Annotated in this window: 26 protein-coding genes; 2 read left to right on the plus strand and 24 right to left on the minus strand. The window is 68.6% G+C overall.

Going from position 1 to position 20,581, the window contains the following annotated elements; translation table 11 throughout:
* Positions 1-3: 3 nt before the first annotated feature.
* The 3 genes from ACLJRL_RS21440 to ACLJRL_RS21450 all read right to left on the minus strand — a co-directional run bounded on the left by ACLJRL_RS21440 (position 4) and on the right by ACLJRL_RS21450 (position 2,550).
* A complete protein-coding gene (locus tag ACLJRL_RS21440) occupies positions 4-678 on the minus strand; it encodes a class F sortase (RefSeq protein ID WP_410658017.1) in 675 nt (224 codons plus the stop codon).
* Positions 679-843: 165 nt separating this feature from the next.
* Positions 844-1,473, minus strand: coding sequence for a class F sortase (locus ACLJRL_RS21445; protein WP_410658018.1), 630 nt, complete (start codon positions 1,471-1,473; stop codon positions 844-846).
* 6 nt (positions 1,474-1,479) lie between these two features.
* Positions 1,480-2,550, minus strand: coding sequence for a hypothetical protein (locus ACLJRL_RS21450; RefSeq protein ID WP_410658019.1), 1,071 nt, complete (start codon positions 2,548-2,550; stop codon positions 1,480-1,482).
* 268 nt (positions 2,551-2,818) lie between these two features.
* Between ACLJRL_RS21450 and ACLJRL_RS21455 the strand changes: the two genes are divergently transcribed.
* Both ACLJRL_RS21455 and ACLJRL_RS21460 read left to right on the plus strand, forming a co-directional pair.
* Positions 2,819-3,202: an ArsR/SmtB family transcription factor gene (locus ACLJRL_RS21455; RefSeq protein ID WP_410658020.1), complete on the plus strand. Its 384-nt coding sequence runs from the start codon at positions 2,819-2,821 to the stop codon at positions 3,200-3,202.
* Positions 3,203-3,204: 2 nt separating this feature from the next.
* Positions 3,205-3,618: a Fur family transcriptional regulator gene (locus ACLJRL_RS21460; protein WP_410658021.1), complete on the plus strand. Its 414-nt coding sequence runs from the start codon at positions 3,205-3,207 to the stop codon at positions 3,616-3,618.
* A gap of 67 nt (positions 3,619-3,685) precedes the next feature.
* Here the strand turns inward: ACLJRL_RS21460 and ACLJRL_RS21465 are convergent, their stop codons facing one another.
* The 21 genes from ACLJRL_RS21465 to ACLJRL_RS21565 form a co-directional block, all read right to left on the minus strand.
* Positions 3,686-4,420 (minus strand): TIGR03943 family putative permease subunit, encoded by a 735-nt coding sequence (locus ACLJRL_RS21465; protein WP_410658022.1) that lies wholly within the window; start codon positions 4,418-4,420, stop codon positions 3,686-3,688.
* A complete protein-coding gene (locus tag ACLJRL_RS21470) occupies positions 4,417-5,433 on the minus strand; it encodes a permease (RefSeq protein ID WP_410658023.1) in 1,017 nt (338 codons plus the stop codon). Before ACLJRL_RS21470 ends, ACLJRL_RS21465 begins: the two co-directional genes overlap by 4 nt.
* A gap of 37 nt (positions 5,434-5,470) precedes the next feature.
* Positions 5,471-5,893 carry a hypothetical protein gene (locus ACLJRL_RS21475; RefSeq protein WP_410658024.1) on the minus strand — a complete coding sequence of 141 codons (423 nt, stop codon included), beginning with the start codon at positions 5,891-5,893 and terminating at the stop codon, positions 5,471-5,473.
* Complete coding sequence (locus ACLJRL_RS21480) at positions 5,890-6,711, minus strand: isoprenyl transferase (protein WP_410658025.1); 822 nt, start codon at positions 6,709-6,711, stop codon at positions 5,890-5,892. The genes ACLJRL_RS21475 and ACLJRL_RS21480 overlap by 4 nt, the downstream gene beginning before the upstream one ends.
* Before the next feature lie 41 nt (positions 6,712-6,752).
* Positions 6,753-7,514, minus strand: a complete 762-nt coding sequence (gene recO / locus ACLJRL_RS21485) for a DNA repair protein RecO (protein ID WP_410658026.1) — start codon at positions 7,512-7,514, stop codon at positions 6,753-6,755.
* Positions 7,515-7,563: 49 nt separating this feature from the next.
* Positions 7,564-8,007: a CD225/dispanin family protein gene (locus tag ACLJRL_RS21490; RefSeq protein WP_410658027.1), complete on the minus strand. Its 444-nt coding sequence runs from the start codon at positions 8,005-8,007 to the stop codon at positions 7,564-7,566.
* A 38-nt stretch (positions 8,008-8,045) separates the two neighbouring features.
* Positions 8,046-8,543 carry a CD225/dispanin family protein gene (locus ACLJRL_RS21495; protein WP_410658028.1) on the minus strand — a complete coding sequence of 166 codons (498 nt, stop codon included), beginning with the start codon at positions 8,541-8,543 and terminating at the stop codon, positions 8,046-8,048.
* Between the two features lie 54 nt (positions 8,544-8,597).
* A complete protein-coding gene (locus ACLJRL_RS21500; RefSeq protein ID WP_410658029.1) occupies positions 8,598-9,710 on the minus strand; it encodes an RDD family protein in 1,113 nt (370 codons plus the stop codon).
* Positions 9,711-9,856: 146 nt separating this feature from the next.
* Complete coding sequence (locus ACLJRL_RS21505) at positions 9,857-10,306, minus strand: DUF2752 domain-containing protein (RefSeq protein WP_410658030.1); 450 nt, start codon at positions 10,304-10,306, stop codon at positions 9,857-9,859.
* On the minus strand, positions 10,303-10,653 hold the full coding sequence (locus ACLJRL_RS21510) for a CD225/dispanin family protein (RefSeq protein WP_410658031.1): 351 nt from the start codon (positions 10,651-10,653) through the stop codon (positions 10,303-10,305). Before ACLJRL_RS21510 ends, ACLJRL_RS21505 begins: the two co-directional genes overlap by 4 nt.
* 25 nt (positions 10,654-10,678) lie before the next feature.
* Positions 10,679-11,017 carry a CD225/dispanin family protein gene (locus ACLJRL_RS21515; RefSeq protein WP_410658032.1) on the minus strand — a complete coding sequence of 113 codons (339 nt, stop codon included), beginning with the start codon at positions 11,015-11,017 and terminating at the stop codon, positions 10,679-10,681.
* A gap of 157 nt (positions 11,018-11,174) precedes the next feature.
* A complete protein-coding gene (gene era / locus ACLJRL_RS21520; RefSeq protein WP_410658033.1) occupies positions 11,175-12,074 on the minus strand; it encodes a GTPase Era in 900 nt (299 codons plus the stop codon).
* Positions 12,074-12,400 (minus strand): cytidine deaminase, encoded by a 327-nt coding sequence (locus ACLJRL_RS21525; protein ID WP_410658034.1) that lies wholly within the window; start codon positions 12,398-12,400, stop codon positions 12,074-12,076. The genes era and ACLJRL_RS21525 overlap by 1 nt, the downstream gene beginning before the upstream one ends.
* The gene (locus tag ACLJRL_RS21530) at positions 12,393-13,745 is read right to left on the minus strand and encodes a hemolysin family protein (RefSeq protein WP_410658035.1); all 1,353 of its coding nucleotides are present in this window, start codon (positions 13,743-13,745) and stop codon (positions 12,393-12,395) included. Before ACLJRL_RS21530 ends, ACLJRL_RS21525 begins: the two co-directional genes overlap by 8 nt.
* Positions 13,746-13,759: 14 nt before the next feature.
* Positions 13,760-14,314 carry an rRNA maturation RNase YbeY gene (gene ybeY, locus ACLJRL_RS21535; protein ID WP_410658036.1) on the minus strand — a complete coding sequence of 185 codons (555 nt, stop codon included), beginning with the start codon at positions 14,312-14,314 and terminating at the stop codon, positions 13,760-13,762.
* A complete protein-coding gene (locus tag ACLJRL_RS21540; protein ID WP_410658037.1) occupies positions 14,311-15,396 on the minus strand; it encodes a PhoH family protein in 1,086 nt (361 codons plus the stop codon). Before ACLJRL_RS21540 ends, ybeY begins: the two co-directional genes overlap by 4 nt.
* Positions 15,397-15,508: 112 nt before the next feature.
* Positions 15,509-15,859 (minus strand): histidine triad nucleotide-binding protein, encoded by a 351-nt coding sequence (locus ACLJRL_RS21545; RefSeq protein ID WP_410658038.1) that lies wholly within the window; start codon positions 15,857-15,859, stop codon positions 15,509-15,511.
* Positions 15,860-16,475: 616 nt separating this feature from the next.
* A complete protein-coding gene (locus tag ACLJRL_RS21550; protein ID WP_410658039.1) occupies positions 16,476-17,228 on the minus strand; it encodes a 16S rRNA (uracil(1498)-N(3))-methyltransferase in 753 nt (250 codons plus the stop codon).
* A gap of 2 nt (positions 17,229-17,230) precedes the next feature.
* Positions 17,231-18,400 (minus strand): molecular chaperone DnaJ, encoded by a 1,170-nt coding sequence (gene dnaJ / locus ACLJRL_RS21555; RefSeq protein WP_410658040.1) that lies wholly within the window; start codon positions 18,398-18,400, stop codon positions 17,231-17,233.
* Between the two features lie 42 nt (positions 18,401-18,442).
* On the minus strand, positions 18,443-19,468 hold the full coding sequence (gene hrcA, locus ACLJRL_RS21560; protein ID WP_410658041.1) for a heat-inducible transcriptional repressor HrcA: 1,026 nt from the start codon (positions 19,466-19,468) through the stop codon (positions 18,443-18,445).
* A 67-nt stretch (positions 19,469-19,535) separates the two neighbouring features.
* Positions 19,536-20,399 carry an aldo/keto reductase gene (locus tag ACLJRL_RS21565; RefSeq protein ID WP_410658042.1) on the minus strand — a complete coding sequence of 288 codons (864 nt, stop codon included), beginning with the start codon at positions 20,397-20,399 and terminating at the stop codon, positions 19,536-19,538.
* Positions 20,400-20,581 lie beyond the last annotated feature (182 nt).

Below are 20,581 nucleotides of genomic sequence, written 5' to 3' on the forward strand. Positions count from 1 at the left end.
GGGTCAGGGCCCGCTGACCAAGGACGCGGTGACGATGCGGTTGTCCTCGTAACCGTCCGTCCCGCCGACGTACTCGCCACCGCACGTGACCAGCACCAGCCGGTGCGGGCCGTCCGGCCCGAACAGCTTCTCCGACTGCTCGGCCAGCTTCGTCTTGTGCACGGTGACGATCTCGCTGATCTTGTAGACCCATTTGCCACCGTCGGTGTCGACGAGACTGACGTCCTGTCCGGTCTTGAGCCGCCACAGCTCGTCGAACGGGCCCTTCTTGCCCTTCCAGTTCACATGCCCGGAAAGCAGGGAAGCGCCCTGCTCGGCGCCCAGTTTCGAGCCCCACCAGGTGGCTTCGTCGAGGCCCTCGGGAATGGGGAGGGTCCCGTCGGCGGTCAGCTCCTTGCGGATCAGCTTGGCCGTGCCACCGCCGGGAAGTTTGACCGTGCCGGGCTCCTGGCCCTGGTCCGCGGCCGGGGCGTCGGGTGCCGCTACCGCCGACGTGTTCGCCAGGTTGCCGCCGGCCGCGCTGACCGGGTCATCCTTTCCGGTGAACACGAACACCGCGACCAAGGCCGCCACCACGAAGACTCCGGCGCACGCGAGGATCCATCCCAGGCCAGAACGCTTTTTCGACTGCACCTCGCCTGCGTCCGCAGCGTTCTTTACGTCGAACTGTCCCACCATCGGGTATTACTCCTCGCTCGCTTCAAGCCGCCGGAACGGCCGGTGTCGCTAGACACGCGACGCGGGCTGACGAGGGTTGCACCGACTTCCCGCGTTTCGTCCTCTAGTTGCGGTAGTTGCCCGCGCAAGTACCGCAACTAGAGGACGAAACGCGGGAGAGGAGGGTCAGGCGGGAGGGCCGGAAACGGGGGTCGCGACGATGACCCGGTTGTCCCGGTAGCCGTCGGTCCCGCCGAGGTAGTCGCCGCCGCAGGTCACCAGGACCAGCCGGTGCGGCCCGTTCTGGGCGAACAGCTTCGGCGCCTGCGCGGGCAGGTCGTTCTTGTGCACGGTGACGATCTCGCGCACGCGGTAGATCCAGATCCCGCCCGCCGCGTCGGCGACGGTCACCTCCTGGCCGTCCTGGATCCGCCACAGTTCGTCGAACGGGCCTTTGGCACCGCCCCAGTTGACGTGCCCGGAGATCAGCGACGCCCCGGACTCGGCGCCGAGCCGCGAACCCCACCAGGCGGCGTCCTGGAGGCCGCGCGGGATCGGGAGGACGCCGTCCCCGTTGACCTCGGAGCGGATGAGTTTCGCCATCCCGCCTTCGGGCAGGCGGAGGGTGCCCGGCCGCTGTCCGCGCGTCGAACTGTCCGCGGGCAGCGCCAAGGGCGCGCCTTCCTCCCCCATCAGGACGGCGGGTTCGGACTGCGAAACCGGTTGTTCGGGCGGCACCCAGGTCAGCACGATCACGCCCGCGGCGATGGCGAGCGCGGACACGACGGCGGAAAGTCCCGCCGGCCAGTTCCGCACGGAACGCTACTTCTCCCGGACCGGAACGGGCTTGCGACGGCGGTGGAGCAGCATGGCCGCGGCACCGATCACGATGCCGCCGCCCAGCAGCCCGAGCCCGACCACGGTCCGCGTCGGGTCGTCGACCTGCGGCGGGATCCCGCCCGCGGGCACGGTCCCCGGCACCGCCGGCTGTTCGGGCGCCGCGCCCGGTCCCGTTCCGCCGGCGGGCTTCGCCACGAAGTTCTTCGGGATCGAGCAGCTCACGCCGCCGAGCACGATGGTCGTACGGGCTTCACGCAGGTCCTTGTTCGCCGCGTCGCGCACATGCGTGACGATCTCCAGCTTCCAGCCCGCGGCCGCGGTGACCTCGCCGTTGCGCCAGCCGTCCTGCCGGATCAGCTGGTCGAAGGCGGTCACCCTGGTCACGCTCAGGTCGGAGGTGGTGGTGTCCTTGCTGGCGTTCTCGTTCTGCACGCTCGACGGCGGGCCGAGCTTGAGGCCCTTGACGTCCACGCCCGAGCTTCCGGACTGCTTCAGGTCGCCGTTCTGGTCGCGCACCCAGATCCTGGACGCGCTGGTCGACGTCGTCGCCTTGCCGGGCGCGTTGCAGTCGACGGCGCTCTTGGCGCCCTCGATCACCAGCACGGTGTTGTCGATCGGCTTCGCGCCGCCGTGGCCGTTGTCGCTCAGGGCATAGTTGCTCTCGGCGGCCGCCGTCGGCACTGTGGTCTGCTGAAGCGCAGCGAGCACGTTGTGATCACGGCTGGCGATACCGGCCGGGTACGGGCTCTGGCCGCCGAAGCGGCCGAGGCTGATGGCCCAGTTGGCGCCGAGGGTCTTCTTCTCGCCCTCGTCCCGGGGGACGACGCTGCGATCAGGGGAAAGTTTCGACTGTCCGGGCGTCAGCGGCGAACGCTGGGTCTCGGTGATCAGCGATCCGGAGTTCCCGATGCGCACCGACGCGATGTTCGCGAACGACACGGGTCCGGTCTTCTCATCCACGGCCTGTGTCGTCTGCGCCGAGGCGAGCCCCGGAACCGATACGAAAGCGAAGGCCGCCGTAGCGGCGGCCAGCTTCGTCACGAAACGAGTCATGTCTCCCCAACTGCCTCTCCGGGCGCCCTCCGAGCGCGGTCGTCAGCGTACGAGAAGCGACCAAACGCTCCGCGACAACCTTGCATCGTTGGCGACCACATGCGAAGCGGAATGGTCATTTCTTTGCGAAGCCACCCGAATGGAGTAGTAACGACGCCGCCAGGTGGTCGCCCGGTCGGCGAACAGACCACTGGGGCCGGGAACACTAAGATGGCGAGGACTGTTACTGGCAATGACTTCGGAAATCATGATGAACTTGGAGGCGGCGATGGCTACGGCGACCCCGGACTCGGCCGCCCCTGGCTTCACGGAGGACTCCGGACCGCATTCGTCCGCCCGTCCTCCCGCGGAACCCGCGGCGTCGGCCTCGACAGCCGTCCTCGCGGACGCCGGTGACCTGCTCCGGGCGCTCGCCGCGCCGGTGCGCATCGCCATCGTCCTGCAGCTGCGCAGCGCCGATCGGTGCGTGCACGAACTGGTGGACACCCTCGACGTTGCACAGCCGCTGATCAGCCAGCACCTGCGGGTGCTGAAGACCGCGGGCGTCGTCCAGGGTGAGCGACGCGGCCGTGAGGTGGTGTACCGGCTGGTCGACGATCACCTTGCGCATATCGTGGTGGACGCCGTAGCCCACGTTCAGGAGGGAAAGTGAGCATGAGCCCCACCACGGCCAACAGTTCCGCACCGGTGCCGGGACGCCGGTCGACGAAACAGCGGTCCGCCGTGGTCGAACTGCTCAAGGAGATCGACGACTTCCGGTCCGCCCAGGAACTGCACGACGAGCTGCGCAAACGCGGTGACGGCATCGGGCTCACCACGGTGTACCGGACGTTGCAGTCGCTGTCGGAGGCCGGCGAGATCGACGTGCTGCGCACCGACACCGGCGAGGCCATCTACCGGCGGTGCTCCTCACACCACCACCATCACCTCGTGTGCCGGATCTGCGGCAGCACCGTCGAGGTGGAGGGCCCCGCCGTCGAGCGATGGGCCGAGAAGATCGCCTCCGAGCACGGCTTCGCCGACATCAGCCACACGGTGGAGATCGTCGGAACCTGCTCCAACCACTGACCCCCGGTGCTATGAACGACTCGTTCCTTGCAAATTTTGCAAGGAACGAGTCGTTCATAGCATCCGGTCAGTACTCGTACGGGTCCTTCGGCGCCGGAATCTGCAGCACCGAAGTGAGCGTCAAGTCGGGCATGTAGCTGTTCTCCCGGACCGCGGTCCCGGGGACGACCATGCCGGTCACCTCCAGCCACGTGTCGTTGCCGAAGCCCGAGACGCCTTCCCCCACCAGCCGTACGGTGATCGGGAAGGCGTCGGCCGCGCAGCAGCCGATGACGAGCCTGGCCAGCATCGTGTTGCCCTCGTTGTGCACGACGAAGCCGGACAGCTTCACCGTGCGCCCGTTCAGCGTGCCGCTCTTGTCCCAGCCCGCGCGGCTGACGAACTCGTTGACCTCCAGCGGCACCACGTCACCGGCGGGCAGCGGCGGGAAGGCGGCCGCGTTGCCGGCCGCGGCGCTCTGCGGCGCCCTGGCCTCGGTGCGGGTCACCGAGTCGGCGCCCAGCGCGGGCGGGGCGACCAGGAAGACGGCCAGCACCGGCACCATCAGCAGCCACGCCGAACGCGTGTTGTGGTCGTGCGCGTGGACGTCCCCGGCGGAATCGGCCTGGACGGCGGCGGCCCGCGCGGCCAGCAGGTCGCGGAGGATCGCGACGGTGCCCAGCGCGACCATCACGGCGCCGCCGGCGATGATCCACGGCTGCTGCGCGGGTTTGACGTAGCGCAGGTAGTCGCCGTTGATGGTGATCTTGAGCAGCGCCCCGCCGAGCAGGATCAGCAGGATGTTCTGGGTCTCGCGTTTCACACGCCACCTCCGAGGATGAGCACGCCCGAGACGGTGGCGCAGCTGAGCGCGACGACGAACGTCACCGGCGCGAACCGGAGCGCGAACGACTTGCCGAACGTGCCGGTCTGCAGGGCGAACAGCTTCACGTCGATGGCGGGCCCGACCACCAGGAACACCAGTTTCGGCAGCAGCGGCACCGCGGTCAGCGACGCGGCGACGAAGGCGTCGGCCTCACTGCACAGGGCGAGCACGACGGCGAGCACGGCCATCACCAGCACCCCGAGCACGATCTGCTCCCCCAGCACCCCGAACCATTTGGCGGGCACCAGCACGTTCATCGCGGCCGCGATCATCGCGCCGAGCACGAGGAAGCCACCGGCCTCGACCAGATCGCCCCGCGCCGTCTCGGCGAAGGTCTTCCAGCGCGAACCGTGCTGAACCTCCGGCAGGCGCCGCAACGCCCGCTCCGCGATCCAGTCGAGCTTGCCCCACTTCGCCCACAGCCAGCCCATCACCATCGCCGTGGCGAGTGAACCGGCGAACCGGGCGAACACCATCTCCGGGTTGCCGGGGAACGCCACCGCCGTGGCGACCAGCACCACCGGGTTCACCGCGGGCGCGGCGAGCAGGAACGTCAGCGCGGCCGCGGGCGCGACGCCCTGGCCGATCAGCCGTCGCGCCACCGGCACGGAAGCGCACTCACAGCCGGGCAACGCGACACCGGCCAAACCCGCGACGCCGACAGCGGCGCCCGCTCGCCGAGGTAGCACCTTTTCCAGCACCCGCGCGGGCACGAACGCCGCGATCGCGCCGCTGATCAGCACCCCGAGCACCAGGAACGGCAGCGCCTGCACGCAGACGGCCACGAAGACCGTCGAGCCGGTGCGCAGCGCGGGCACGTCGAACACCTGCTGGAGCCAGCTCTGCCCGAGGATCGCGATCAGCAGGATCGCGCAGAGCACCTCGATCGAGGTGACCTTGAACCGCCGGGCCGGCTTCTTCTCCGGGGCGCTTCTGGAAATGGTTTCCATGCGCGAGATGATGCCAGGTGACCCTGTGTGGAGACGGTCAGTCCCCGGGTGCGGTGCCCAGAAGATCGGAGCGCAGCTGCGACGCCGTGGACACGACCAGCATGAGCAGCGTCCCGAGCGGCGAGGCGTCCATGCCCTCGGCCGGGAACGCGTACCGCAGCGTGATGTCGATCCCCTTCTCCGAGCGGACCACCCCGAGCGTCCCGAACAGGCCCTGCCCGGCGCGTTCCGCCGCCGACACCGCGATCGCCGGGTCGTCCGGCAGATCCCAGGCCACCACGCACGTCAGGCTCAGCACGGTGAGGCCCTCGGCCAGCCGGGTCGCCTGGATGACGCAGGGGACGTCCGCGTGCGAGAAGGTCAACGCGCCGTCGTCGTCGACATGGACTTCGAGGTAGCGCTCGAGAGCTTCCCGCGCGGAGGTGAGCAAAGCCGCCGTGTCCGCCGCTTCGGTGGTCATGCGCTTCCTTCCGAAGCTTGATCGATAGCGCCGCCGAAGCGACGATCCCGTTTCGCGAATTCGAGGCACGCCCGCCACAGGTGGGTGCGGTCGAAGTCGGGGAACAGCGTGTCCTGGTAGACCATTTCGGCGTAGGCCGACTGCCAGAGCAGGAAGTTCGACGTCCTCTGCTCCCCCGACGGCCGCAGGAACAGGTCCACGTCCGGCATGTCGGGCTGGTAGAGGTACTTCCCGATGGTCTTCTCGGTGACCTTGTCCGGTTTCAGTGTCCCGTCGGCGACGTCCTGCGCGATCCGGCGCATCGCGTCGGCCAGTTCGGCCCGGCCGCCGTAGTTGACGCACATGGTCATGTTCAGCGCCGTGTTGTTCTTGGTCTTCTCTTCGGCGACCTGCAGTTCCTTGATGACGCTCGCCCACAGCTTCGGGCGGCGGCCCGCCCAGCGGATGCGGACGCCGATCGAGCCGAGATAGTCGACCTGGCGGCGGATGGTGTCGCGGTTGAAGCCCATCAGGAAGCGGACCTCTTCCGGGCTGCGCTTCCAGTTCTCGGTGGAGAACGCGTACACCGAAAGCCATTTCACGCCCAGCTCCACGGCACCGCTGGCGACGTCGATCATCACCGCTTCACCGCGCTTGTGGCCCTCGATCCGCGGCAGGCCACGCTGGTTGGCCCAGCGGCCGTTGCCGTCCATCACCAGCGCCACGTGCTTCGGGAGCAGCTCCTGGGGGATCTCCGGCGGCCGCGCTCCGGACGGGTGCGGCTCCGGCGCGCGAAGCTCGAATTGCGACGCCTTGTTCTCGCGTCCCCTGCGCAGCACCTTCGCCAGCCTCCTGATCGAGTGAATCTGTGCCTGCGACCCTACTGCGCCGGGGTGGTGCTCTCCCGCGCACGCCTCTCCACCAGCGGCAGCGACCTGAGCTGGCGCTCCAGGTGCCACTGGAGATGCGCCGCGACCAGGCCGGACGCGTCCCGCCGTGGCACCGGCTGCGAGGCCTCGGCCACCGGCCATTCCCCGTGCAGGAGCGCCGCGAGCAGGGTCAGGACGTCATGCGAGGGATGGACGCAGCCGGGCACCCGGCAGTCCGGGCACATCGAGCCGCCCGCCGAGACGCTGAACGCCTTGTGCGGCCCGGGCAGGCCGCACCGGGCGCATTCGGTGATCGCGGGCGCCCAGCCGGCGTAGGCCATGGCCCGCAGGAAGAAGGCGTCGAGGACGAGGGAACTGTCGCGTTCACCGCCGGCGAGCGCGCGGAGGGCTCCGACGACGAGCATGTAGAGCTTGAGCACCGGCTCGCCCTCTTCGGCCGACAGCCTGTCGGCCGTCTCGGCGATGGCGCTCGCGGCGGTGTAGCGCTGGTAGTCGGCCACCAGCGGCAGCGCGAAGGCGTCGACCGTCTCGACCTGGGTGATCACGTCGAGGGAACGGCCGGTGTAGAACTGCACGTCGACATGCCCGAACGGCTCCAGCCGCGCTCCGAAGCGCGACGAGGTCCGGCGTACGCCTTTCGCGACCGCACGGACCTTGCCGTGCCGCCGCGTCAGCAGGGTGATGATCCGGTCGGCCTCACCCAGCTTGTGCGTCCGCAACACCACTCCGGTGTCGCGATAGAGGTTCACCACCCCGACATCGTCCCACCTGGGTACGACATCGGGGTGGTACGCCCCGAAATCAGCAGTAGCTGCCGTAGCAGCTGCTGTAGGTGGACGCCGACGACGCCAAAATGACGACGAAGACGACCCACACGATCGCGAACAGGCAGCTGATACCACCGATGATCGAAGCGATCATGCAGAGCGTCTTCGTCGACTTCGACGCCTGCTCCGCCATCATGTAGTTGCCCTGCATCTTGTACGTGTTGACCTCGTTGGACTTCATGATCGCGAAGATCGCGATGATCCAGAAGAGGAAGATGCAGCCGATCGCCCAGCCCTTGTAGTCCTTGATGGCGTTGATGTCACCGCCGCCGCCACCGGGCATACCGCCGGGGGCGCCGTACGCGGGCTGGCCGTACGGCGCGGGCTGACCGTAGGGAGCGGGCATGCCGCCGGACGGGGGCCCGTAGCCGGGCTGCTGTCCGTAGGGCTGCTGCTGCTGACCGTAGGGGTTGGTCATCGAAGTCTTCCTCTTTGTTCTTTCGTCTTACGGCCGGGCTAGAACGCGGTCGCGGCGGCCAGGATGATCCAGAGAATGGAGAACAGGCAGCCGACGCCACCGATGATCGAAGCGATCATGCACATGGTCTTCGTCGACTTCGACGCGTCCATGGCGGCGGCGTAGTTGCCCTGCATCTTGTACGTGTTGACCTCGTTGGACTTCATGATCGCGAAGATCGCGATGATCCAGCAGAGGAAGATGCAGCCGATCGCCCAGCCCTTGTAGTCCGGGATCGAGTTGATGTCGCCGCCACCACCGGGCATGCCGCCCGGGGCGCCGTAGGGCGCGGGCTGGCCGTACGGCGAAGGCTGACCGTAGGGCGAGGGCTGCCCGTAAGGCATCGGGGTGGCTCCCGACGGCTGGCCGTACGGCGCGGGCGTGGCACCGGACGGGGGTCCGTATCCGGGCGGAGGCTGCTGGCCATAAGGCTGCTGGCCAGGCTGCTGACCGTAGCCGGGCTGCTGACCGGGCTGCTGGCCGTACGGGTTGGTCATCGGGTTCCCCACTTGTTCGTCGTGCTCCCGGCGGGTGGATCCCGCCGGTCCGTGCTAGTGCTGCGACGTGCCGGGCTGGTTCGGCCCGTCCGCCCCGGGCAGCTGCTGCCTCAGCTGGTCCGGCGTGATCTTCTGCGTCGGCTCGGCTTCGTCGAACCCGGACGGGGCCTGCTGACCCGAACCCGGGCGGAGGACCTGTGTCGGCTCGGCCTCGCCGAAGCCCGGTTCAGTCTGGGACTCAGCCGACGGCGCCGCGGTTCCCTGCGGCTGCTGACCGAACGGGCTCTGCTGGGCCTGCTGCGGCTGCTGGCCGAACGGGGACTGCCGCTGGGGCTGCTGACCGAACGGCTGGGACTGCTGCGGCTGCTGCCCGAACGGCGACTGCTGCTGCGGCGGCTGGCCGAAGGCGCCGGACTGGGGCTGCTGGAACTGCTGCGGCGGCTGGCCGAAGGGGGAAGGCTGCGCGGGGAAGCCCGGCTGCCCGCCGAACGGCTGGACATCGTCGGGATTCGTGGCGGCGGGGAGCACGATCGTCCCGACGATCTTGTCGGAGAAGGTCTGCCGCTTCCGGTCCCACAGCGGGAACCAGTAGCCGAGGCCGAAGAGGAAGTTGTCGAGGAAGTGGCAGAACTCGCGGACGATCGTCATGCCGATGCCGAGCGGCGCGCCGGTGGTCTCCTTGACGAGTTTGATCTTCAGGTACCGCTTGCCGAGCGACTGCCCGGTGGTGCCCATCAGGATCCATCGGTTCCAGATGCTGAAACCGATGAAGACGATCCCGGCGATGCCCAGCGCGGTGCTGGCTTCGGACTTGGTCACCAGGTAGTAGATCCCGCCGATGATGTAGATCAGGAGGATCGGGCTGAAGTCGATCAGCATCGCGGCGAGCCTCTTGCCCCAGTGGGCGTAGGCGTCCGGGCTCGCCCCGTACGGGTTCATCTGGCCGTACGGGGCGGGCTGCGGCTGACCGAACGGCGGCGGCCCACCGGGAGCCTGGGTGAACGGCGCCTGCGGCTGCTGCTGGCCCGGCTGCCCGAACGGCGAAGACTGCTGTGGCTGTCCGAACGGCTGCTGCGGCTGCGCGGACTGCTGGCCGTCTCCCGGAGGAGGCCCGAACCCGGGCGGTGGCTGCTGTCCCGGCGGCTGCTCGCCGTAGGGAGTGCTCATCGAAATCCCCTCGCTGATTCTCACCCCGCCACACGGCGCGTTCCGTGCGGTGACCCGGCCTGAATGTACGGCATGGGCGCACCAGAGCAGGCCGGTGCGCGGGAGCGTACTCGGTACCACCGACGATCCGGGCCGCGGCCCGGTGCTCAGACGTAGAGCGAGGTGAACGGGGCGAACGGCAGGTTGCGGATGACGAACCAGACGACGAACGCGACACCGAACGAGATCGGTGTCCAGCGCCAGTGCAGCCAGCTGTCGACCGCTCGGCCGCGGAGCCTGCCGACCGCCCAGGCGGTGGTGCTCCAGACGAAGAGCAGAATGACCACAAAGGACAGTGCGTTGTAGTGGAGCGCGGCGGGAATGTCGCCGTGCAACAGGCTGTAGGTCATGCGCAGCCCACCGCAACCGGGGCAGGCGATGCCCAGCAGCGTTTTGGTGGGACAGATCGGAAGCGGCCCGCCCGGCGTGGTCGGGTCGCCGAGCCAGATGGCGACGCAGCCGATTCCCGCTCCGGCCGCGACTGCCAACGGTGGCCCCAGCGCGCGGGCTCGTGCTCTGAGCCCGCGCGCCGGGAATCCCGTGTAGACGGTCGTCACGGCGTGAAGCTTCCCGCCGACGCGCCGATGATGATCATGACGACGACGAAGATGATGTACAGCACGAAGAGACCGCCGGTGGCGATCGCTCCCCACATCGCCCACTTCTTGGCGTCGTCGGCGGCCTTCTGCGCTTCCGCGTGGAAACCTTGAGCCCACAGGGATTGCACCTGGCTCGACTTCACGATCGACACGATACCCAGCGGCAGGCAGCACAACACCGTGCACAGGATCGCCCACACCAGGTTGTTGTCCGGTGGAGGGCCATAGCTCGGCATTCCGCCGTAGTACGGCTGCTGCGGCGGAGGCCCGCCAGGAGGCGGGTAGTTCGGGTATTGGTCTGTCATGAGGTCTCCCCCTCGGTCGCCTCTATCAGCGGTAGTTGCTCATGTCGGTCGAAGCCGCGAAGACACCGAGAACGAGCAGGAGCACGTACAGGATGCCGAGCACGGCACCGACGATCGCCGCGATGATCGACCACTTCTTGGCAGCGTCGGCCGCCTCCTGCGCCGCCGCGGGCTGTCCCTGCGCCCAGAGGCTGCTCACCTGGTTCGCCTTGACGATCGCGACGATACCGAAGGGGAGGCAGCAGAGGATCGTGGTGAGGATGGCCCACACCAGGTTGTTGTTGGGCGGCGGTCCGGGGTTGTTGAAGCCGCCACCGCCCTGAGGGTCGCCGGAGTAGTTGGGCAGGCCCTGGTTGTCGGTCATTTACCGCTTTCCCTTCACGAATGATGATGTGCAAGCCGACCCGCACGTCACTGCCCGATCAGCGATCACCGGGGGTCGAGAGTGAGACTCTAAGGTGAGCCGTCCGGTTCCACATCATCAACCGGTCTCCGCGACCGAATCGAGACATACCGTTCAGTCAGAAGCCCAGTCGCCTCAACTGACGGGGGTCGCGCTGCCACTCTTTGGCGACCTTGATGTGCAGGTCGAGGTACACCTTCGTGCCGAGCAGCCCCTCGATCTGCTGCCGGGCGCGCGCGCCGACGTCCTTCAGCCGCTCACCCTTGTGCCCGAGGATGATCCCCTTCTGGCTCGGTCGTTCCACATAGAGGAACGCGTGCACGTCGATCATGTCGTCCCTGCCCTCGTGCGGCAGCATTTCCTCGACGGTGACGGCGATCGAGTGCGGGAGTTCGTCCCGGACACCCTCCAGCGCGGCCTCACGGATCAGTTCCGCGACCAGCGTCTGCTCGGGTTCGTCGGTCAGTTCGCCGCCCGGATACAGCTGCGGGCCTTCGGGAATGTGCCGTACCAGCAGGTCCGAGAGCGCGCTGACCTGGAAACCGTCCACAGCGGACACCGGGATGAGGTCGGTGAACTCCATGACCTCCTGCAGGGCGAGCAGTTGCTCGGCGACCTGCTCGGGCCGCACGAGGTCCGTCTTGGTGACGATCCCGACCACCGGCGTGCGCTGGGCGATCTTCTTCAGCTCGGCGGCGATGAACCGGTCACCGGGACCGACCTTTTCGTTGGCGGGCACACAAAGCCCGACAACGTCCACTTCGGACCATGTCGAGTGGACGATGTCGTTGAGCCGCTCACCGAGCAGCGTCCTCGGCCGGTGCAGGCCCGGTGTGTCGATGATCACCAGCTGCGCGTCGTCGCGGTGGACGATGCCGCGGATGGCGTGGCGGGTGGTCTGGGGTTTGCTGGAGGTGATCGCCACCTTGCTGCCGACGAGCGCGTTGGTGAGCGTCGACTTCCCGGCGTTCGGCCTGCCGACGAAACAGGCGAATCCTGAGCGATGCGGCTCGGCCATCAGTTCAGCACCTTGCCACTGGGATCGGTGAGATAAATGGGCGCCCTTTCGGCGAGATCGCGTACCGCGTGCACGGAGGCCTCCTTGAGCAGGCCCTCGGCGCTGACGACGACGGCGGCTTCGATTCCTTCGGCTCCGCTCGAAACGGCGGCGGCGACGGCGGCCTGCAGCGCGGTGAGCTTGAACGACGGCTGATCGACAGTGCCCGCCGCGTAGGTGCGGCCGTCGGTGTCGCGGAGCGCGGCGCCCTCGGCTGCCTGGGTGCGGGCTCGCGCGGACCGGGCCAGCGTCACCAGCTTCTGGTCCTCGGCGTCCAGCTCAGGCATGTTCGACACTCCTGTCACTTTCATCGGGCTGGGGGACCCGGGTGCGACGCCTGCCCTGGGCTGCGTCGTTCACCGCGTCCGCGTCGGCGGGGTGGACGACCACCGTGGTGATCCGCATCCGCCCGCGCCGGTCCTTACCGCCTTCGGCGAACAGCCGAAGTCCGGCGACCTCGGCTTCGGCCCCCGGCAGCGGGACCCTACCCAGTCGCTCGGCGAGCAGCCCGCCCACGGTCTCCACGTCGTGGTCTTCGAGGTCGATCCCGAACAGTTCACCCAGGTCGTCGACCGACAGCCGGGACGAGACGCGGACCGCGCCGTTCTCCAGCTCTTCGACCTCGGGGCGCTCGTCGGTGTCGGATTCGTCGGTGATCTCGCCGACGATCTCCTCGAGGACGTCCTCGATGGTGAGCAGGCCCGCGGTGCCGCCGTACTCGTCGACCGCGATCGCCATGTGGTTGTGCGAGACCTGCATCTCCTTGAGCAGCTCGTCGAGCCGCTTCGAATCCGGCACGAAACTCGCCGGGTTCATCAGCTCTTCGACCCGGCGCTGCGCACCGCCCTCGGCCATATAGGCGGGCATGAGGTCCTTGATGTTGACCACGCCCACCACTTCGTCGACGGATTCGCCGATCACCGGCAGCCGGGTGAACCCGGTGCGCAGGGCCAGCGCGAGCGCCTGGCGCACGGTCTTGTCGTGCTCGATCCAGACGATCTCCGTCCGCGGCACCATGACCTCGCGCGCGACGGTGTCGCCGAGCTCGAACACCGAGTGGATCATCTCGCGTTCGGATTCCTCGACGACGCCGCGTTCCTGGGCGAGGTCGACCAGTTCGCGCAGCTCGACTTCGGAGGTGAACGGGCCTTCGCGGAAACCGCGGCCGGGGGTGATGGCGTTACCGAGGACGATCAGCAGCCTGCTGAGCGGGCCGAGAACCGAGCCGAGGATCCGGACCGGGCCGGCGACGACCAGGCCGATCCGGTACGGGTGCTGGCGGCCGAGGGTGCGCGGGCCGACGCCGATGAGCACGTAGCTCACCACGACCATCACGCCACCGGCGACGAGGACGGCGAGCCACAGTGGCCGGATCCAGCCGAGGATGTCCACGGTGACCAGCACGGTGGCGGTCAGCTCGCAGGTCATCCGCAGCAGCAGGATCAGGTTGATGTGGCGACGGCGTTCGGCGATGACCAGCGCGAGCTGCTTGGCGCCGGGACGGCCCATCCGGACGAGACCGTCGGCGCGGGCCTTGGAGACCGTGCTGACCGCGGCGTCCGCAGCCGCGAACACCCCGGCCAGCAGGATCAGCGCGATGGCGATGACCAGCAGTGCCGTGGGACTTCCCATGTTCCGCGAACCGCCTAGGCGGGGGGTTCTTCGGCGGGCACGATGTCCAGACCGGCCGTGCCGAGGAGCCTGTCGTCCGCGGTGCGCTGCGCGTCGCGCCGGTTCACCGCGGCGACGGCCGCCTGGAACTCGGCGAGGATCCGCTTCTGCAGGCCGAACATCTCGCGTTCCTCGGCGGGTTCGGCGTGGTCGTAGCCGAGCAGGTGCAGCACGCCATGCGTGGTGAGCAGGTGCAGCTCGTCCATCAGCCCGTGCCCGGCCGTCTTGGCCTGGTCCTTGGCGAACGCCGGGCAGAGCACGATGTCGCCGAGCAGCGCGGGTGAGGCGTCGGGCGCGTCCGGGCGGCGTGACGAGTCGAGCTCGTCCATCGGGAAGGCCATCACGTCGGTGGGACCGGGCAGGTCCATCCACCGTTCGTGCAGGTCTTCCATCACCTCGAGGGTGACGAGCAGGATGGACAGCTCGGCGAGCGGGCTGACCTCCATCTTGTCGAGCGCGAACCGGGCGGCCGACACGATCGAGGTCTCGTCGACGTTCACGCCCGATTCATTGGCGATCTCGATGCTCATGAACGGCGTTGCCCTTTCCAGCCGCTGCCCTGGCCCTGGCTGTCCTGCAGCGCCTGCCACTTCTCGTACGCGTCGACGATGTCGCCGACGAGCTTGTGCCGCACCACGTCCTGGCTGGTGAGCTGGGCGAAGTGGACGTCCTCGACGCCTTCGAGGATGTCCTTGACCACCCGCAGGCCGCTCTTCTGGCCGCTGGGGAGGTCGACCTGGGTGATGTCGCCGGTGACGACGATCTTGGCGCCGAACCCGAGCCGGGTGAGGAACATCTTCATCTGTTCCGGCGTGGTGTTCTGTGCTTCGTCGAGGATGATGAAGGCGTCGTTGAGGGTGCGGCCGCGCATGTACGCGAGCGGCGCGATCTCGATGGTGCCCGCCTGCATGAGCCGCGGGATCGACTCGGGCTCGACCATGTCGTGCAGCGCGTCGTAGAGCGGGCGCAGGTACGGATCGATCTTCTCGTTGAGCGTGCCCGGGAGGTAGCCGAGGCGCTCGCCCGCTTCGACCGCGGGACGGGTCAGCACGATGCGGGTGACCTGTTTCGCCTGCAGGGCCTGGACGGCCTTGGCCATGGCGAGGTAGGTCTTGCCGGTTCCGGCGGGGCCGACGCCGAACACGATGGTGTTCTTGTCGATCGCGTCGACGTAGCGCTTCTGGTTCAGCGTCTTGGGCCGGATCGTCTTGCCGCGCCGGGAGATGATGTTCATGCTCAGCACTTCGGCGGGCGATTCGTGATCGCCCGTGGAGAGCATGCCGACGGTGCGGCGGACGGTGGCCGGGTCGACCTGCTGGCCCTTGCCGGCGAGTGTCACGAGTTCGGCGAAGACGCGCTCGGCGAAGGCGACGTCGGCCGGGGCGCCGGTCAAGGTGACTTCGTTGCCCCGGACGTGGACGTCGGCGGCGAGGAGTTCCTCGGCGACGCGGAGGTTTTCGTCCCTCGACCCGAGCAGGCTGAGCGCGGCGGCGTCGGGGATGGGGAATCGGGACTGGGCCGCTTCGCTGACGGTGGCCTCTTCGGCCTTCGTTGCGGTGACGTCCTCGGGAACGTCGGGACGGGCGGCTTCACCCGGTACGGTACCGGCCACGTGGCGTCGGGCCTTCTTCCTGCTTACGCTGCGATTTTCAACGACTCTGACAAAGCCGATGCTACTGGTTGCGGGTGTCGGCACGCAGTCCGGTTTCTCCTGGCCGTGACCTTCAGCGGCCGAAATGACCCAGCTGCTCGCCGCCGAGCACGTGCGCGTGCACGTGGAACACGGTCTGTCCCGCGTCACCGTCGGTGTTGAACACCACCCGGTACCCGGTCTCGGCGATCCCCTCGATCTCCGCGACCTTGCGAGCGCTGAAGGCGATATCGGCCAGCACCTGCGGGTCCCCCGCGGCCACCTCCGCCAAGTTCCGGTACCGCTTCTTCGGCACCACGAGCACATGCACCCGCGCCTGCGGCGCGATATCCCGGAACGCGAACGTCGTCGCGTCCTCGTACACCTTCTCGGACGGGATCTCGCCCGCGATGATCCGCTCGAACAACGTCTCCGCGTCACTCATCCCCCCACCCTATCCCCGCCACCAGAGGACGACTTGCACCGCCGCAAGTAGTCCTCTAATGGCGTTCGTTCGCACTACGCACCACCGCCATTAGAGGACTACTTGCGAGAGTCGACCGCCCCACTCACGAGCCCACGACGGCGCACAGCGCCGGAGTAGGGGCGACCGCGGAAGACGGACCGGACCGACCACTCACCAGGCGAGGGCCGCCAGGCCCTACGCTTCGCTTCGGAGGCGAGGGCCGCCAGGCCCTACGCCGTTCGCCACCTGCCAACCGCCGCCGGACGCACCGTGGGGGTCCGGGGGGCTCGGCCCCCCGGGAGATACGCGGAACCGCGCCGCGGCGCGAAATTTGGGGCGCAGCAACGTAGCGAAGCGAAGTATGCGAAGCCCCCAAATGAAGACGCCGCGGCGCGGTGGAGCCTGGGGGTCGCTCCACCGTCGCCGCGGCTCCGCCGGACCGAGGGGGGAGGTGCCCGGCGGGGATTCACGCGCGCCGACCGGTGTTGTTCTCCCCAGTGGCGCACCGAAACCGTGTGTTGCGCGTCAGTTAACGAGAGTAACGGCTGTTTGTGTGATCGCGCCATAACTCGCCGCAAAATTGTGGGGTGTTTTTTCACTTCCAGCGGTCTGTGAGAACTCCTAGTGCGCCGAGGGCTACGGCGGCGGCGGTGGAGGTGCGTAAAACGGTGGGGCCCAACCGGATGGCGGTTGCGCCGGCGTCGGTGAGGGTGGCGAGTTCGTCGTCGGTTATGCCGCCTTCGGGGCCGACGATGAGGAGGATGTCGCCTTGTGGCGGGATTTCGATCTCGGTGAGGCGGGTGGTGATGCCGGATTCGAGTACGAGGGCGCGGGAAACGGTCTGGATGAGTCCGGCGAGTTCGCGGGTGTTCGCGGGTTCGGTGACTTCGGGGGTGTGGGCGCGGCGGGCTTGTTTGGCGGCGGAGCGGGCGGTGGCGCGCCAGCGGGCGAGGGCTTTGTCGCCGCGGGTGCCTTCTTCCCAGCGGGCGATGCTGCGGGTGGCGCGCCAGGGGATGATCGCGTCGGCGCCGGCTTCGGTGGCGAGTTCGACGGCGAGTTCGCCGCGGTCGCCTTTGGCGAGGGCTTGGGCGATGAGGACGCGTAGTGCGGGGGGTTCCTCGGTCCAGTGTTCTTCGATGGTGAGGGTGAGGGTGGCGTCGCGGCCTGTCTGGACGGCTTCGACGACGCAGCGTGCCATGCCGCCTTCGCCGTCGGAGAGCACGAGGCGTTCTCCGACGCGCAGGCGCCGGACGGTGGCGGCGTGCCGGGCTTCCTCACCGTCGAGCGTGGTGTGCCCGGAGCCGGGCAGGGTGTCGGTGAGGAAGACCGGCAGCGTCGTGTCGGGCATGGTTACCGGTGGTTCTTGGTGCGCAGCTTGGAGAACAGCCCGCCTGGCTTGGCTCCGTTGGACGACAGTGAGGGCACGTCCTCGCCGCGCTGCTGGGCGAGGTCGATGAGGAGGTCGCGCTGCGCGTCGTCGAGTTTGGTCGGGACGACGACGTCGATGTGGACGTGCAGGTCGCCGCGGCCGTCGACGCGGCCGGAGGAGCGCAGGCGCGGCATGCCCTTGCCGGTGAGGACGAGTTCGGTCGCGGGCTGGGTGCCCGGCTCGATGTCGAGTTCGTAGTCGCCGTCGATGAGGGTCTCGATGGGCACTGTGGCGCCGAGGGCGGCGGTGGTCATCGGGATGCGGAAGTTGCAGTGCAGGTCGTTGCCCTGCCGGACGAACACTTCGTGCGGTGTCTCGTCGATCTCGACGTACAGGTCGCCTGCCGGGCCGCCGCCGGGGCCGACCTCGCCCTGGCCGGAGAGCCGGATCCGCATGCCGTCGCCGACGCCCGGCGGGATCTTCGCGGTGACGTTGCGGCGTGCGCGGACGCGGCCGTCGCCGCCGCACTGGCGGCAGGGGTCGGCGATGACCTCGCCGAAGCCGCGGCAGACCGGGCAGGGGCGGGCGGTGACGACCTGGCCGAGGAACGACCGTTGCACGGACTGGACCTCGCCGGCGCCGCCGCAGGTGTCGCAGGTCGAGGTGCTGGTGCCTTCGGTCGCGCCGGCGCCGCGGCACAGGTCGCAGACGATGGCGGTGTCGACGGTGATCTCGCGGTCGACACCGGTGGCGCAGTCCTCGAGTGTCAGGCCGAGGCGGATGAGCGCGTCCGAACCGGGCTGTACGCGGCTGCGCGGTCCACGGCCGCGGCCGCCACCGCCGCCCGCGGCGCCGAAGAAGGCGTCCATGATGTCGCCGAGACCGCCGAAGCCGGCGAACGGGTCTCCGCTGCCGCTTCCGCGTCCGGCACCGCTGTCCATCGGGTCGCCGCCGAGGTCGACGATCTTGCGCTTCTGCGGATCCGACAGCACCTCGTAGGCGGTGGTCACCTCACCGAAGCGGTGCTGGGCGTCCTCCGACGGGTTGACGTCGGGGTGCAGTTCTCGGGCCATCTTGCGGTAGGCGCGCTTGATCTCCTGATCAGACGCGTTCTTCGCCACCCCGAGAATGCCGTAATAGTCCCTCGCCACCGTCTTCGCCTTCTCCTTCTGACTTCGACCTCACCGCCGCGCTCAGCGGCCGGAGAGGATCTGCCCCACGTAGTTCGCCACCGCGCGCACCGCGGCGATGGTGTTCGGGTAGTCCATCCTGGTCGGTCCGACGACACCCATTCCGCCCAGCAGCATGTCGTCCATGCCGTAGCCGATGGACACCACCGAGGTGCTGCGCATCTGCTCGTCCTCATTTTCCTCACCGATGCGCACGGTGATCGCACCGGGGTTGCGGGCGGCCGCGAGAAGCTTGAGCACGATGACCTGCTCCTCGAGCGCCTCCAGCACCTGACGCAATGATCCGGGGAAGTCCGAGACGTTGCGGGTGAGGTTCGCGGTGCCGCCCAGCACCAGCCGCTCTTCGGGGTGCTCCACCAGTGATTCCACCAGCACGGTACAGACCCGGGTGAGGTTGTCGCGCAGTTCGCCGGGTGCCTTTTCGGGCAGTTCGGCGACCGAGGCCGCTGCCTCGGTCAGACGGCGGCCGGCGAGCGCGCCGTTCAGCACCGTGCGCAGCCTGCCGACGTTCTCCTCGGTGATGACGTCGCCGAGGTCGACCGTGCGCTGGTCGACGCGGCCGGAGTCGGTGATCAGCACCAGCATCAGCCGGGCAGGGGTGAGCGGTACCACTTCCAGGTGACGCACCGCGGAGTTCGTCATCATCGGGTACTGGATGACGGCGACCTGCCTGGTCAGCTGCGCGAGCAGCCGCACGGACCGGCGCAGGACGTCGTCGACGTCGGTGCCGCTGTCGAGGAACATCGTGATGGCCCGGCGTTCGGCCGTGCTCAGCGGTTTGACCTCGGCGATGCGGTCGACGAAGAGCCGGTACCCCTTGTCGGTGGGGATCCGGCCCGCGCTGGTATGCGGCTGTGTGATGTAGCCCTCTTCTTCCAGCGCCGCCATGTCGTTGCGCACGGTGGCGCTGGACACACCGAGGTTGTGCCTGTCGACGATCGCCTTGGAACCGACGGGCTCCTGATTCGACACGTAATCGGCGACGATCGCGCGCAGCACTTCGAAGCGGCGCTCTTCCGCGTTGGCCACCCGCACCTCCCTCGGCTCGTCCTCACAACGAGTTTACGGAAGGCATGGTGCCCGAGGATGGTCCCCTTCAGCTCACGGCCGCGGAAAGGGCCTCGAACTCGGCGTCGGTCAGCTCGATCTCGGCGGCGGCGACGTTGTCCTCCAGGTGCGCGACCGACGACGTCCCCGGGATGGGCAGGACGACCGGCGAACGCTTCAGCAGCCAAGCCAGCGCGAGCTGCGACGGCGAGGCGCCGTGTTCCTTCGCCAGCGCGGTGAGCGGGCTGTCCTTCCCCGCGAGCTCGCCGGTGGCCAGCGGGAACCAGGGGATGAACGCGATGTCGTGCTCGGTGGAGTGGTCGAGCAGCGCCTCGGCGCCGCGGTCGCCCAGGTTGAACAGGTTCTGCACGGACACGATCGGCGCCGTCTTCTGCGCCTCGGCCACGTCGGCGACGCTGACCTCGGACAGCCCGATGTGCCGGATCTTGCCCTCTTTCCGCAGGTCGGCGAGCACTCCGAGCTGATCGGCGACCGGCACCTGCGGGTCGATGCGGTGCAGCTGAAGCAGGTCGATGCGCTCGACGCCGAGGTGGCGGAGGTTCAGCTCGACCTGCTGGCGCAGGTACTCCGGCCTGCCGACCACGGTCCACTGGCCGGGTCCTTGCCGGGTGAAGCCGGCCTTGGTGGCGATGACGACGTCGTCGGCGTACGGGTGAAGTGCCTTTTTGATGAGGTGGTCGGTGACGAACGGGCCGTAGGAGTCGGCGGTGTCGATCAGCGTGACCCCGAGCTCGACTGCGCGGCGAAGGACGCGTACGGCCTCGTCAGGGTCCTTCGGGTCGCCCCAGACCCCGGAGCCGGTGAGCTGCATCGTCCCGTAACCCAGCCGGACGACGGGCAGGTCACCGCCGAGTGCGAACGTTCCGGAGCTGCGTGCGGGCTGTGCGGACATGGCGCCTCCTGAAGCTTGCGTCGGCTGACTCCGTCCACCCTGCCTCCCGAACGCGTGTGAGGGCCACCCTCAGGGACTCTGAGTCCCTGCGGGTGGCCCTCACGCGACTTCAGACTGTTGCGCGGAGGCACGTCGAGCTGGGTCGGTACCGCGAGTCCGTGAAGGCCTCCTTGAGGGACTCT

The sequence above is a fragment of the Amycolatopsis sp. lyj-112 genome (assembly GCF_046549055.1).
Taxonomy (GTDB): domain Bacteria; phylum Actinomycetota; class Actinomycetes; order Mycobacteriales; family Pseudonocardiaceae; genus Amycolatopsis.

Bases quoted from the DNA above. Each gene is read 5' to 3' on its own strand.
- ACLJRL_RS21455 (WP_410658020.1), top strand. From the start codon at position 2,819: ATGGCTACGGCGACCCCGGACTCGGCCGCCCCTGGCTTCACGGAGGAC.
- ACLJRL_RS21515 (WP_410658032.1), bottom strand. From the start codon at position 11,017: ATGACCGACAACCAGGGCCTGCCCAACTACTCCGGCGACCCTCAGGGC.
- ACLJRL_RS21545 (WP_410658038.1), bottom strand. From the start codon at position 15,859: ATGAGTGACGCGGAGACGTTGTTCGAGCGGATCATCGCGGGCGAGATC.
- ACLJRL_RS21530 (WP_410658035.1), bottom strand. From the start codon at position 13,745: ATGGGAAGTCCCACGGCACTGCTGGTCATCGCCATCGCGCTGATCCTG.
- ACLJRL_RS21525 (WP_410658034.1), bottom strand. From the start codon at position 12,400: ATGCCTGAGCTGGACGCCGAGGACCAGAAGCTGGTGACGCTGGCCCGG.
- ACLJRL_RS21500 (WP_410658029.1), bottom strand. From the start codon at position 9,710: ATGAGCACTCCCTACGGCGAGCAGCCGCCGGGACAGCAGCCACCGCCC.
- ACLJRL_RS21565 (WP_410658042.1), bottom strand. From the start codon at position 20,399: ATGTCCGCACAGCCCGCACGCAGCTCCGGAACGTTCGCACTCGGCGGT.
- era (WP_410658033.1), bottom strand. From the start codon at position 12,074: ATGGCCGAGCCGCATCGCTCAGGATTCGCCTGTTTCGTCGGCAGGCCG.
- ACLJRL_RS21460 (WP_410658021.1), top strand. From the start codon at position 3,205: ATGAGCCCCACCACGGCCAACAGTTCCGCACCGGTGCCGGGACGCCGG.
- ACLJRL_RS21470 (WP_410658023.1), bottom strand. From the start codon at position 5,433: ATGGAAACCATTTCCAGAAGCGCCCCGGAGAAGAAGCCGGCCCGGCGG.
- ACLJRL_RS21475 (WP_410658024.1), bottom strand. From the start codon at position 5,893: ATGACCACCGAAGCGGCGGACACGGCGGCTTTGCTCACCTCCGCGCGG.
- ACLJRL_RS21450 (WP_410658019.1), bottom strand. From the start codon at position 2,550: ATGACTCGTTTCGTGACGAAGCTGGCCGCCGCTACGGCGGCCTTCGCT.
- ACLJRL_RS21490 (WP_410658027.1), bottom strand. From the start codon at position 8,007: ATGACCAACCCCTACGGTCAGCAGCAGCAGCCCTACGGACAGCAGCCC.
- ACLJRL_RS21510 (WP_410658031.1), bottom strand. From the start codon at position 10,653: ATGACAGACCAATACCCGAACTACCCGCCTCCTGGCGGGCCTCCGCCG.
- ACLJRL_RS21440 (WP_410658017.1), bottom strand. From the start codon at position 678: ATGGTGGGACAGTTCGACGTAAAGAACGCTGCGGACGCAGGCGAGGTG.
- ybeY (WP_410658036.1), bottom strand. From the start codon at position 14,314: ATGAGCATCGAGATCGCCAATGAATCGGGCGTGAACGTCGACGAGACC.
- ACLJRL_RS21550 (WP_410658039.1), bottom strand. From the start codon at position 17,228: ATGCCCGACACGACGCTGCCGGTCTTCCTCACCGACACCCTGCCCGGC.
- ACLJRL_RS21495 (WP_410658028.1), bottom strand. From the start codon at position 8,543: ATGACCAACCCGTACGGCCAGCAGCCCGGTCAGCAGCCCGGCTACGGT.